This window comes from Pseudomaricurvus alcaniphilus (genome assembly GCF_011440395.1).
GTDB lineage: Bacteria > Pseudomonadota > Gammaproteobacteria > Pseudomonadales > Cellvibrionaceae > Pseudomaricurvus > Pseudomaricurvus alcaniphilus.
On the sequence record NZ_JAAOIX010000001.1, the window covers coordinates 42,079 to 55,229 of the forward strand.

10 protein-coding genes are annotated in these 13,151 nt (G+C 59.2%); 8 read left to right on the forward strand and 2 right to left on the reverse strand.

Features of this window, described 5'->3' with window-relative positions; translation table 11 throughout:
- Positions 1-10: 10 nt before the first annotated feature.
- The 4 genes from ccmE to G8764_RS23030 are packed head-to-tail and all read left to right on the forward strand — an operon-like array spanning position 11 to position 3,271.
- Positions 11-499, forward strand: a complete 489-nt coding sequence (ccmE, locus tag G8764_RS00195) for a cytochrome c maturation protein CcmE (protein ID WP_166160729.1) — start codon at positions 11-13, stop codon at positions 497-499.
- A complete protein-coding gene (locus tag G8764_RS00200; protein WP_166160731.1) occupies positions 489-2,465 on the forward strand; it encodes a heme lyase CcmF/NrfE family subunit in 1,977 nt (658 codons plus the stop codon). Before ccmE ends, G8764_RS00200 begins: the two co-directional genes overlap by 11 nt.
- A 33-nt stretch (positions 2,466-2,498) precedes the next feature.
- Entirely contained in the window at positions 2,499-3,026 is a 528-nt protein-coding gene (locus G8764_RS00205) for a DsbE family thiol:disulfide interchange protein (protein WP_166160733.1), read from the forward strand.
- 14 nt (positions 3,027-3,040) lie between these two features.
- A complete protein-coding gene (locus tag G8764_RS23030) occupies positions 3,041-3,271 on the forward strand; it encodes a cysteine-rich CWC family protein (RefSeq protein WP_207951614.1) in 231 nt (76 codons plus the stop codon).
- A 16-nt stretch (positions 3,272-3,287) separates the two neighbouring features.
- Here the strand turns inward: G8764_RS23030 and G8764_RS00215 are convergent, their stop codons facing one another.
- On the reverse strand, positions 3,288-4,829 hold the full coding sequence (locus G8764_RS00215; protein ID WP_166160735.1) for an FMN-binding glutamate synthase family protein: 1,542 nt from the start codon (positions 4,827-4,829) through the stop codon (positions 3,288-3,290).
- 214 nt (positions 4,830-5,043) lie between these two features.
- Here G8764_RS00215 and G8764_RS00220 point away from each other — a divergent pair, with 214 nt between their 5' ends.
- From G8764_RS00220 to G8764_RS00230, 3 genes are all read left to right on the forward strand, one after another.
- Positions 5,044-5,550 carry a 3'-5' exonuclease gene (locus G8764_RS00220; RefSeq protein WP_166160737.1) on the forward strand — a complete coding sequence of 169 codons (507 nt, stop codon included), beginning with the start codon at positions 5,044-5,046 and terminating at the stop codon, positions 5,548-5,550.
- Between the two features lie 22 nt (positions 5,551-5,572).
- Positions 5,573-9,640: a bifunctional proline dehydrogenase/L-glutamate gamma-semialdehyde dehydrogenase PutA gene (gene putA / locus G8764_RS00225; protein WP_166160739.1), complete on the forward strand. Its 4,068-nt coding sequence runs from the start codon at positions 5,573-5,575 to the stop codon at positions 9,638-9,640.
- A gap of 606 nt (positions 9,641-10,246) precedes the next feature.
- A complete protein-coding gene (locus G8764_RS00230; RefSeq protein WP_166160741.1) occupies positions 10,247-10,387 on the forward strand; it encodes a hypothetical protein in 141 nt (46 codons plus the stop codon).
- A 67-nt stretch (positions 10,388-10,454) separates the two neighbouring features.
- On the opposite strand, the gene G8764_RS00235 is transcribed toward G8764_RS00230, so the two are convergent.
- Complete coding sequence (locus G8764_RS00235; RefSeq protein ID WP_166160743.1) at positions 10,455-12,050, reverse strand: isocitrate lyase; 1,596 nt, start codon at positions 12,048-12,050, stop codon at positions 10,455-10,457.
- 107 nt (positions 12,051-12,157) lie between these two features.
- Between G8764_RS00235 and G8764_RS00240 the strand changes: the two genes are divergently transcribed.
- Entirely contained in the window at positions 12,158-13,102 is a 945-nt protein-coding gene (locus tag G8764_RS00240) for a LysR family transcriptional regulator (RefSeq protein ID WP_166160745.1), read from the forward strand.
- The last annotated feature ends 49 nt before the right edge of the window (positions 13,103-13,151 follow it).

The following is a 13,151-nucleotide window of genomic DNA, read 5'->3' on the forward strand; positions in this document are numbered from 1 at the left end:
ACGAGTTACTATGCATCCTGTTCGTAAACAACGTCTGATCCTGGTGGTCTTTGTGGTCGCCTTTTCCTGTCTGGCGGTGGGTTTGCTCACCTATGCCCTGCGCGAAAACATCAATCTGTTCTACCCGCCATCCAGCATAGTCGCGGGCCAGGCGCCGGTGGACAAGCGCATTCGCGCCGGCGGCTGTGTCTTACCGGGCCAGGTAAAGCGCGCTGCCGACAGTCTCGATGTCAACTTCCTGATCACCGATGGCGCGGCCAATGTTGAGGTGCACTACAGCGGCATTTTGCCCGACCTGTTTGCCGAAGGTGAGGCGGTAGTCGTCAACGGCAGCCTCAATGGCGACGGGGTGTTTATGGCTACCGAAGTGTTGGCCAAACACGATGAAACCTACATGCCGCCGGAAGTGTCTGATTCGATCCAGCAATCCGGTGCCTTAAACGCGGCCAATAGCGGTCAGCACCAAGCCACCTGCGAGGGCATGCAATATGGTTCCTGAGCTGGGCCATTTCGCCCTGATACTGTCCTTCTGCCTGGCTCTGTGCCTGGCGGTTGTACCCATGTGGGGCACGGCAATCGGTAATACTGCCATGATGCGCTCATCGCGCAGCATGTCGTTGGGCATGTTTGTGTTTAGCGCGCTGGCCTTTGCCTGTCTCACCTATGCCTTCTGCGTGGACGACTTTTCCGTGGTGTACGTCGCCAACCAGTCCAACACTCTGTTGCCCATCGAGTACAAAGTCAGCGCGGTCTGGGGCGGGCACGAGGGTTCGCTGTTGCTGTGGGTGCTGATCCTGTCTGGCTGGACCCTGGCAGTAGCGGCTTTCAGTGACGATATGCCGCTGGATATGGTGGCGCGGGTGCTGTCGGTGATGGGCATGGTAGCGGTGGGGTTCTATGCCTTTGTGCTGCTCACCTCCAACCCCTTTGATCGCCACCTGCCCAACGCGCCGGCGGAAGGCGGCGACCTCAACCCGCTGCTGCAGGATCCTGGCTTGATTATCCACCCACCCATGCTCTACATGGGTTACGTCGGTTTTTCCGTAGTGTTCGCCTTTGCCATCGCCGCGCTTCTCTCCGGCCGCCTGGACAGCGCCTGGGCGCGCTGGTCGCGACCCTGGACCACCGTGGCCTGGGTATTCCTGACCCTGGGTATCGCCCTCGGCAGTTGGTGGGCCTACTACGAACTGGGCTGGGGCGGCTGGTGGTTCTGGGATCCGGTGGAGAATGCCTCCTTTATGCCCTGGCTGGTGGGCACCGCGTTGGTCCACTCACTGGCAGTCACTGAAAAGCGGGGTGTTTTCAAAAGCTGGACCTTGCTGCTGGCCATATTCGCCTTTTCCCTCAGCCTGCTGGGTACCTTCCTGGTGCGTTCCGGGGTGCTCACCTCCGTGCACGCCTTTGCCGCCGACCCGGAGCGGGGAGTCTTTATCCTTATCTTCCTGGCCATTGTGGTGGGCGGTTCCCTGACCCTGTATGCGGTGCGTGCGCCGGCGGTAAAAGCCACTGCCAGCTTCCAGTGGCTGTCGCGGGAGGCGCTGCTGCTGGGTAACAACGTTATTTTTGCCGTTGCCACGGCGACCATTTTGTTGGGGACCCTCTATCCACTGATCGCCGACGCCCTCGACTGGGGCAAGATCTCCGTCGGTCCGCCGTATTTTAATTTTTTCTTTGTGCCGCTGATGGGGTTGCTGGCCCTGCTGATGGGTGTCGGTATGCTCAGCAACTGGAAGAGCAGTCGCTGGGCTGTCCTGCGCCAGTGGTTGTCACTGCCGTTGCTGGGCAGTGTGGTGCTGGGTATCAGCCTGCCATTTTTTAGCGGCGACTCCTGGTCCCCAAGTGCGGCTCTGGCCTACGCCATTGGCAGCTGGGTGATCCTGGCGACTCTGGCGGATATTTACTATCGCACCCGCAACCGGCGCGGCCTGGCGGCCAGGTTTAACGCGGTCTCGCTGAGCTACAAAGGTATGGTTATCGCCCACTTGGGTGTGGCTATGACGCTGCTCGGTGCCACGCTCAATACCATCTACTCGGACCAGCGCGACATGCGCCTGGCAGTGGGGCAGGGGGTTGTGCAAGGCGGTTATGAGTTTCGCTTCCAAGGCGCCGACAAGGTCCGTGGGCCGAACTATGTGGCCGATCGCGGCACTGTGGAAATCTACCGCGATGGCGAACTGTACGATGTACTGCATCCCGAGAAGCGGCGCTATCTGTCCGGTGGCAACCTGATGACCGAAGTGGGTATCAATGCCGGCTTTTGGCGCGACCTTTACGTGGCCCTGGGTGAACCGCTGGACAACGGGGCCTGGGCGGTGCGGGTACATTACAAGCCGTTTGTACGCTGGATTTGGCTGGGGGCCTTGATGATGGGCCTGGGTGGCGTGCTCGCCATTCTCGATAAACGCTATCGGCGCGTTACCCGAGCCGTCAGCGTGCCCGCAGGGGGCGCCGATGCCGCACTTTAATTCCGTCATATTTGTCGCTGTTTGAGTTATTCCATGTCGCGTTTCAAGCTGTTTATTCCGTTACTGGTTTTTTTAATCCTGGCCATATTCTTCTGGCGGGGCCTGAGCCTGGACCCCACAGCCATGCCCTCGGCGCTGATCGACCGGCCGGTGCCGGCCTTTAAACTGGCAACGGTGAAAGATCCGCAACAGTTTTACACCGAGCAGGATCTCAAGGGTGAGGTGGCGCTGCTTAATGTCTGGGCTACCTGGTGCGTCGCCTGCCGGGTGGAACACCCGTTCCTGGTGCAGTTGGCCCAGCAGGGCCTGAAAATAGTCGGTATCAACTACAAGGACGATGTGGCGGAAGCCCGGGTATGGTTGCAAAAACTGGCCGACCCCTACGTCTACAGTGTGGTCGATGCGGATGGCCGGCTGGGTATTGACCTGGGTGTGTTCGGCGCGCCGGAAACCTATGTGCTCGATAAAGAGGGCGTGATTCGCTACAAGCACGTCGGGGTGGTGGACGCCAAAGTCTGGCGTGAAACCATCGAGCCCATCGTCAATTCACTGCGCCAGTAGAGGGCTTGCAGCCAGTGGCAGAGCAGATCGATCCAGGCCAATGCCCGCTCTGTGGCGAGCGCAACGGCTGCTGCTACCAGGCCGGCAGCAGTGACCCGGCGGTGTTTGAGTGCTGGTGCAAAGAGGTGCGTGTTGAACCTCGCGCACTGGCGCAGATCCCGCCTTCCCGGCGTGGCCAAAGTTGCCTTTGCCCACGCTGCGCGCAGTCCAACCCGCAAGAGGCAAAGCCGGCAGCTAAAAGCTAGCGCTGCAATCATTGCCTCAGGCCGATTCGGCCGTATCCTCGTCCCGGGCCAGGTAGATCGCGCGCGTTTCCACCTCCGGATAGATTTCATTCAGCGCCACCGGCACACCATCGCCATTGATGACCTGCGCGTGCCGCCGCTGCAACAGGCGCGGCTGGGCGACCCCGCAGGAGTGCGCGATGACCTCGATCTCCTGCAGCAGGTTTTTGGCGTAGTTGGCAACCCGGTTGGCCTTGTTGGCGGGGTCGAGGCCCTTTTGAAGTTCCGGGTTGTGGGTGGTAACGCCGGTGGGGCAGGTGTTTTTATTGCACTGCATGGCCTGGATACAACCCAGCGCAAACATAAAGCCCCGCGCGCTGACGACAAAATCCGCCCCCATACAGAGGGCCCAGGCCACCTCGCCGGGGTTGGTCATTTTGCCGGAACAGATAACCTTGACCCGCTCGCGCAGCCCATATTCACTCAATTTATCCACCACCATTGGCAGGCTGCGCTTGATTGGCAGGCCCATATAATCCATCAGGCTCTGGGGCGCCGCGCCGGTACCGCCGTCGGCGCTGTCCACGGTAATAAAGTCAGGGGCGTATTCAAGCCCTCGCTCGTGGATACATTGGCCCAGTTCATCGAGCCATTCCCAGCTGCCCAATACCATCTTGAAGCCGGTGGGCTTGCCGGTGATCTCGCGGATTTTACGCAGGAACTCCAGTAAGTCTTCGATGGAGCGAACTTCCGGGTGGCCGTTGGGGCTGATGGATGGCTGGCCCTCGGGTATGCCGCGGGTGGAGGCGATCAGGGACGTGACTTTGACACCGGGCAGAATTCCACCTTTGCCGGGCTTGGCCCCCTGGCTCAGTTTCAGTTCAAACATTTTGACGCTGTCGTGGGCGGCAATTTTCGCCAGCTTGTCCGGGTCCAGGCTGCCGTCGGCCGCTTGCACCCCGTATTTGGCAGTGCCGATCTGGAACACCAGGTCACATCCACCCTGCAAGTGAAAAGGTGACAGGCCACCCTCGCCAGTGTTGAGCCAGATGCCGGCCTGTTTGGCGCCACTGGACAGCGCGGTGATGGCCGGCACCGAAAGGGCGCCAAAGCTCATGCCGGAAATATTAAAAATGGAATTGGGCGTGTAGGGCTGGCGGGTATATCCGTCGCCAATGGTGACCACCCCGGACGGCAGAAAATTTTCCCGCAGGGTGGGAAACAGGCAGTTGAGAAAAATAATGTCACCGGGGTGATTGAGAGGGCGGGTCGAGCCGAATGCAACGGTCGAGTCAATGTTTTTCGCGGCGCGATAGATCCAACTGCGCTGGGCCCGATTAAACGGCAGTTCCTCCCGGTCGAGGGCAAAGAAATACTGGCGGAAGAACTCCCCCATATGCTCGAAATAATAGCGGAAGCGTCCAATGATCGGGTAGTTGCGACGGATGGCGTGGGTCTTCTGGGTGACGTCAACTACGTAGATATAGGCCAACAACAGCAACAGTATGCCGAGGGCACAGACAAACACCAGCGCACCAATTTGGACAACAGAGGCAACAAAACCCGGTAACCATTCCATAAGCGAACCTTGCAAATTGTGAAAGTCAGCGGCGCTGGCACTGCCGGCCGTGGGCTTATTCTAGCAGTATCTGCAATGGCACTGTTCGATCTGGATCAAATGCTGCATGGGGTTAAACTGCCAGCCGCAGGCAATGCACCCAATTAACGACTACACTAGGACGAGGCAGTGCGACGTAAAACAAAAAAACACGAACAACCCAGGGTTGCCAGCATTGAAAAAAATTAACAGCAGACCCAACATCATCGACATCGAGGCCTCCGGTTTCGGTCACGACAGCTACCCCATCGAGGTGGGTGTGGTGTTGAGTTCCGGCAAGCGCTATTCGCGCCTGATCAAACCTTTCTCCGACTGGCGCCACTGGTGCGAAAAGGCCGAGGCCGTCCACGGCATCGAGCGCCAGGCGCTTCTGGAATACGGTACCGACCCCCAGGTCGTGGCCCGCGGTTTAAACAATTTATTGGCCGGCACAACGGTATACAGCGACTGCTGGGGGGTGGACAAGCCCTGGCTGGAGACCCTGTTCTACCGCTGTGGCTTGCCCATGAATTTCTTTATTTCACCGATTGAATCGATCCTCGCCGAGCCGCAGATGCAATACTGGCAAACCACTATGGAAGAGGCCAGAAAAGCATTGAAACTGGGGCGCCACCGGGCGAGTATGGACGCACTGGTGATTCAGGAAACCTTTGCCAACACCCTGCAACTGGTGCAGCGTTGAACCAACTCCAGAGCGGATATCTATGCCCTCATGGCCGCAATCGCAGCGTTCAAGTGAACTTCGCCTGGCGATAAAAGCCGCCTATCGCCGCGATGAAAGTGAGGCCCTGCAGCAGTTGCAGGCGCAGGATCCACTGCAGCAACTCGACCGGGAGTCAGCCCAGCGCATGGCCCGGGAATTGATTGCCCATCTGCGCCAGTGCAAGCCCGCCAATCACATTGAACCCCTGCTTAGCGAATTCCGTCTCGCCACCGTCGAAGGCGCGGCCCTGATGAGCCTGACGGAAGCCCTGCTGCGCGTGCCGGACGAGCACACCAGCCGGCAGTTGATTGCCGACAAGCTGTTAGCGGGAGACTGGAGTCGCCACCGGGGCCGTCAACGTCCGCTGGCAGTCAATTGCGCGGCCCTCGGCCTAAGCCTGGCCAAGAGGATACTCAAAGCGGGTGGCGCAGGGCAGTGGCCAGACAACGGCAGCGCCGAAGCGGGTGGCGCAATCCGCGCTGCCTTCAGGGGCCTGAGCATTGGGCTGGTCAGCCGCATGGTTCGGGCAGTCATTCACACACTCGGCACTGAGTTTGTGCAAGGCAAGTCCATCGCTGAGGCATTGCAGCGGGCCCGGGCCGAACACGGCCAGAGCGACTGTTTTTCCTTCGACATGTTGGGCGAAGGTGCCCGCACCCAGGCCGCCGCCGAGCGTTATCTGGAAAAATACCGCGAGGCCATCGACGCGGTTGGGGCGGCCAGGAAAAGTGATCCCCAGCGGCAAAACAGTGTCTCGGTGAAATTGTCGGCCCTGCATCCGCGCTATGAATACAGCCAAAAAACACGCCTGATGACCGAGCTGGCCCCCAAGCTGATGGCGCTGGCACTGCAGGCGAAACAGCGGGACATCCACCTGACCGTGGATGCGGAAGAGGCGCGGCGGCTGGAGTTGTCGCTGGATATCATTGAAGCTGTGTTCCGCGATCGGCGCCTGGACGGCTGGGACGGCTTCGGCTTTGCCGTACAAGCCTATCAAAAACGCGCCGTTGCGGTAATCAACTGGGCGCTGCAACTGGCTCTCGATTGCGATCGCCCCCTAAACCTGCGGCTGGTAAAGGGCGCCTACTGGGACTCCGAGATCAAGTGGAGCCAGCAGGGCGGCTATCGAGACTACCCGGTGTTTACCGATAAAGCCGGAACGGATTTGTCCTACCTGGTGTGCGCCGATATTTTGCTGCGCCAGCGGCAGCAACTGCGGCCCCAGTTTGCCACCCACAACGCCGCTACCGTGGCCGCAGTAATTGCCCTGGACGAAGCCATTTGCAATGCCGCTGGCGGCGCCCTGAGCGCAAAAAGCGGCTACGAATTCCAGCGCCTGTACGGCATGGGCTCCAACCTTCACCGCCGGGTACAACAGCGCTTTGGCTTGCCCTGCCGGGTTTACGCACCGGTGGGCGAGCACAGAGAGTTGTTGCCTTACCTGGTGCGACGCATGCTGGAAAACGGTGCCAACAGCTCGTTCGTGCACCAACTATCCGCTGCGGCCGAACCGGAAGGCGAGCTGCTGCAACAATTGCAGCCCGGCCCGCTGCAACGCAGCTCGCGCATACCGTTGCCACGGGACATATTGCGGCGCTCCAATGGGGCACACTGTTGCGAGGAAAACTCAATTCGGGAAACCTCCAGGCGTGAAAACTCCAGCGGCCTGGAGTTGGTGGATGACCTCGCCCGGCAGCGCTTGGATCAACTGTTACAGGAGTGGCAAGAGTGGCGCTCGCCGGTCCCGGCCGCTGCGAAATCCGGCATTACTGAAACCGAAAATATCGAAGCCGACGATACTAAAACCAAAAGCATCGAAGGCGACATTTCTGAAACCTGCAGCATTGAGACAGTCAGCACCGGGAGCGCCGACTCCGAGATATCCAAAGAAACAGCACCGCTGGCGGTGTTAAACCCGGCGGATAGAAGCCAGAGAGTGGGGCAGCTAAGTCGCGATTCCGCCCCGCAAATGCTGGCCAAACTGCAAACCGCAGCCGCGGCGTTTCCTCACTGGTCGACCACTCCCGCTGCCCGCCGCGCGGCAATATTGCGTGCCTGCGCCGATCACTTGTTGCAACAGCGCGAGAAGTTGATCGTCCTACTGGTCAAGGAGAGCGGAAAAACCCTGCTCGACAGCGACGCCGAAGTGCGCGAAGCGGTGGACTTCTGTCGCTACTATGCAGACCAGGCCGAGGCGCTTTTTGCGGCCGGGGCAGAGTCTGCCGCAGCGGCTAGCCGGCTGCGCTCCCGGGGCGTGGCTTTTTGCATCAGCCCCTGGAATTTCCCCCTTGCTATTTTCCTCGGGCAGATCGCCGCGGCGCTGGCGACCGGCAACACGGTTATTGCCAAGCCCGCCGACCAGACCTGCCTGATCGCCGTCAGAACTCGGCAACTGTTGATCGAGGCCGGCCTGCCGGAAGACGCACTGCAACTGATTCTCGCCCGGGGCAAACTCGCCGGGGAGACACTAATTGGCCAGCCAGAGGTGCAAGCAGTGGTGTTCACCGGCTCGATCGCCACCGCCCGCTGGTTGGCCCAGCAACTGGCCCGGCGGGAATCGGAAGTGGCGTTGATCGCCGAGACCGGCGGCCAGAACGCCATGATCGTAGACGCCACCGCGCTGCCCGAGCAGGTGGTGGATGATGTACTGCAATCGGCCTTTCAAAGTGCCGGCCAGCGCTGCTCGGCGCTGCGCGTGCTGTACCTGCAGCAGGAGGTGGCCGAGGATATTATCCAGTTGCTGCAACAGGCCATGGCGGAATTGACCATTGGCGATCCGGCGCTGCTGGCAACCGATGTGGGGCCGGTAATCGACGCCACCGCTGTCGCCGGTTTGCGGCAGCACCAGCAATATCTGCAGGGATTGGGCAACCAGGTAAAATTGTTGCAGCAACTGGAGTTGCCGGCGAGCTGCGCCGGGGGTAGTTTTTTTGCCCCCTGTCTCTATGAAATTCCCTCCATCAAACTGTTACCCGGTGAAGTGTTCGGGCCGATCCTGCACGTGGTTCGCTATGCCGCTGACGCATTGCCCCAGGTAATCGATGACATCAACAGCACCGGCTTTGGTTTGACCATGGGCATCCACAGCAGGATCGAACGGAGTGCGGCTGCCACTGCGGAGCAGGTGAGGGCGGGCAATATCTACCTCAACCGCAATATGATCGGCGCCGTGGTTGGCGTGCAACCGTTTGGCGGCCAGGGACTCTCCGGTACCGGCCCCAAGGCCGGAGGACCGCACTACCTTGGGCGCCTGCTGACCAGCAGTCCCGCCCTCTGTAACCAGGACAGCAGCAACAAAGACAGCAGCAACAAAGACAGCAACAAAGGCATTAATAAAAGCAGCAACAGCCGGGTCTTGGAGAACGACGTACCGCTGCTCCCGGCGCGCGCCAGTGCAGAATTGCTGGAGCAATTACCGCCCCCATCGGACTTTATTTCTCGGCTTGACCGCGAAGCCAGGTACCAGCTGGGCGCGCGGGCCTGCAGCCTCTTCCCGGCCCCCCGGGCATCTGCCCTGCGGGACTTGCTGGCGACGATCCAACAGAGCTGGTGGCCGGTCACCCGCTTGCCAGGGCCGGTCGGGGAGGTCAATACCCTGCAGTACCAGGCCCGCGGTTTGCTGGTGCAAATCCTGGCCGAAGAGGCCGAAGAGGAGCATGAACTACTGCTGCTCTGGGGGTCATTGCTGACCGGCAATTCAGTCGCTGTGTTGGCGCCACCGACGCGCATGGCAGAGGCATCCGCCTGGCTGCAGCACTTTACTGCAGCAGGCTTTCCCAGCGGTCTCGTCGCCCTGCTGCCGCTCGCCACTAGTCTGCCGGTATTGCGCTGCGCGGGGCTCAGTGGAGTGGTGATCAGCGCCATTTCTCCCTACCTGCCAACAGTTAAAGCCTGTTTGCTGGAACACCACCAGGCGCTGCTGCCGGTGATTACCGAGACCCAACCCAGCGAGTTCCTCCCGCGCTTGATCCTGGAAAAAACCATCAGCGTCAATAGCGCCGCCCTGGGCGGCATTACCGAGTTGCTGGCGGACTCTAAAGAGCCGAAAGCTGACGTTGCCCTGGATTAACCACCCCCTTGACTATCTTACCTGCTTATTTTCGAAGCCATGCAACCTAAACCTGGCAATACGGCAGGGCTGGCTGCGGTGGCTTGCTTTCAAGACCCTCGACAGCAGGGATGCTGTCGTGGAGCCTCCAGGGACGGAATCTCGGCGAGTCTTGAAAGCAAGCCGCCGTAGACAGACCGGGTGAAAGCCGATTAACCAAGGGCAGGTAGGTCTGCTTTCAAAACCCTCGACAGCAGGGATGCTGTCGTGGAGCCTCCAGGGATGGAAATTCGGCGAGTCTTGAACGCCAGCCGCCGCAGCCAGACCGGGTGAAAGCCGATCACCCCTGGGCAGGTAGGTCTGCTTTCGAGACCCTCGACAGCAGGGATGCTGTCGTGGAGCCTCCAGGGATGGAAATTCGGCGAGTCTTGAAAGCCAGCCGCCGCAGCCAGACCGGGTGAAAGCCGATCACCCCTGGGTAGGTAGGTCCGCTAGCGCTAACAGCTTACCTATTCAAAGGGGTAACCAGGAATATTTATTCCGCTTTGATCCGGGTCAACACCGCCTGTCCATCCAGCCGCTATGGTAGAGGCTATTTTTTGATCCTAGTGATAGCAGGAGAGTCGTATGTACGTGGATGGTTATGTGATTTCAGGGCTGCTGATTGTCGCACTGACTTGTGGGTTACTGGGCTATGCCGGCTGGTTTGGGTACCGCCATATCAAGCGGGACGCAGCCAAGGCAACACCCAACAAGAAAAATTCATAGCGGCTGTGCGCAGCCCAAAAAAAAGCCCGCAAATGCGGGCTTTTTTGTGTTAACCGATCAATCCTGATCAGGAAAACTGGTTCATGGTGTTGTCTTTACCGCTGGCCTTGAGTGCGGCCTCACCGGCAAAGTATTCCTTGTGATCGTCGCCCAGATCCGATCCAGCCATGTTCTGGTGCTTGACGCAGGCAATGCCCTGGCGGATTTCCTTGCGCTGTACGTTGGCAACGTAGCCCAGCATACCCTGCTCACCGAAGTACTCCTTGGCCAGGTTGTCCGTAGACAGTGCAGCCGTGTGGTAGGTAGGCAGCGTAATCAGGTGGTGGAAGATACCCGCTTCCCGCGCCGCGTCGGCCTGGAAAGTACGAATACGTTCGTCGGCTTCCTGGGCCAGTGGCGTTTCGTCGTACTCGGCACTCATCAGCTTGTCGCGCTGGTAAGCGGAGACATCCTTACCTTGCTCAGTCCAGCTATCCAGAACCTGCTGGCGGAAGTTCAAGGTCCAGTTGAACGACGGACTGTTGTTGTAAACCAGCTTGGCAGAGGGCACAACTTCGCGAATGCGCTTCACCATGGCACCGATCTGGCCAACGTGGGGCTTCTCGGTTTCGATCCAGAGCAAATCGGCACCGTTTTTCAGCGAGGTGATGCAGTCCAGTACAACCCGGTCTTCGCCACTACCCTTGCGGAACTGGTAGAGGTTACTGGGCAGGCGCTTGGGACGCAGCAACTTGCCACCGCGATTCAGCACCACGTCGCCGTTGCGCAGTTGAGCCGAGGTAATCTCGTCACAGTCGAGGAACGAGTTGTACTGGTCGCCCAGGTCACCTTCCTCGTGGGTTACCGCGATCTGCTTGGTCAAACCGGCGCCCAGGGAGTCGGTGCGGGCAACGATAATGCCGTCGTCGACCCCCAGTTCAAGGAACGCGTAGCGGACAGCGCGGATCTTGGCGAGGAAATCCTCGTGCGGTACGGTAACCTTGCCGTCCTGGTGGCCGCACTGCTTCTCATCGGACACCTGGTTCTCGATCTGGATGGCACAGGCACCCGCTTCGATCATTTTCTTGGCCAACAAGTAGGTGGCTTCGGCGTTACCAAAACCGGCATCAATGTCGGCGATAATCGGTACCACGTGGGTAACATGATTGTCGATCTGGTCCTGAACCTTCGCTTCAGCGGCGCTGTCACCGTTTTTGCGGGCTTCATCCAACTGGCGGAACAGACCGCCCAGCTCCCGCGCATCGGCCTGGCGCAAGAAAGTGTACAGTTCTTCGATCAGGGCCGGGACCGAGGTCTTCTCGTGCATGGACTGGTCGGGCAGGGGGCCAAACTCAGAGCGCAGAGCGGCAATCATCCAGCCGGACAAGTACAGGTAGCGGCGATCAGTGCTGTTAAAATGCTTTTTGATCGAAATCAGCTTTTGCTGACCGATAAAACCGTGCCAGCAGCCCAGTGACTGGGTGTACTGGCTGGTGTCGCCGTCGTAACGGGCCATGTCCTTGCGCATAATTGCTGCGGTGTACTTGGCAATGTCGAGACCGGTCTTGAACCGGTTTTGCGCTCGCATGCGAGCAACCGATTCAGCATTGATACCATCCCAGGCATTGCCCTGGTGTGCTTTTAACGTTTCGATTGCGTCGATATCTTTAGTTAGAGTCGTCATGCTCAGTCCCTTTTTACTTTTGGGTGGTTGATTAATTCGCCTGACAAAGACTAGGCCTTATGCGAGAATTATCCTAATTTATAGTTTTTATTTTCGGTATATCTTTCATGAATTTAGCTAGAATCGATCTCAACCTGCTGGTGTACCTGGATGTGCTACTGCGCGAGCGCAATGTCACCAAGGCGGCGAACCAGCTGGGCATCTCCCAGCCGGCCATGAGCAACGGGCTCAAGCGCCTGCGCGCGCTGTTTGACGACCCGTTGCTGATTCGCACCAGTGAAGGCATGACGCCCACCGAACGGGCACAGCAACTGGAGCCGCGGATTCGGTCGCTGTTGTTGCAATTGGAAACCACGATTGAGCCGAGGAACGAATTCGATGCCCTCAAGAGCGGGCGTATCTTCCGCATCATGGCCAGCGATTACGCCGAATGCACGCTGATACCGGCGCTGCTCAGTCGCCTGCGGACCATGGCGCCCAAGGTCGCCCTGGACATCATGACGCCCAGCGACGTCAGCTTTAACGACGTGGAGCAGGGGCGGGTGGATATGGTGGTCAACCGCTTCGACGAGATGCCCCAGTCTTTTCACCAAAAAACCCTGTGGCTGGACCATTTCAGCTGCGTATTGAGCAAACACAATCCCATTCTGGCGGACTTTAATCTCTCCACCTACCTGCAATCCCAGCATGTGTGGGTGAGTAAAACCGGCATGGGGATCGGCGTCGGGGTTGACCCCCAGGATGTGCAGCGCTTGGGCTGGGTCGACAAAACCCTGGCCAGTATGGGTAAGCGGCGCCATATCACTGTCTTTACCCGTCACTACCAGGCGGCTGCGCTGCTGGCGGAGCAAAAAGACCTGGTGGCAACCCTGCCCAGCAAGCTGGCCAGGTTGCAACTGGCCAATAACCGGGTCAGCATCATGCCGCCACCGTTTGAAATTCCCCCGTTTGAGCTGAAAATGGCCTGGAGCCCTTTGCTGCAGCACAACCCCGCGCACAAGTGGCTGCGCAAACTGATCACCGAAACGGCAGAAACCCTGGACCAGGCCTAGACCATAATAGCCTGGACAAATACCGGGAATAAAAATGATAAATTAGATT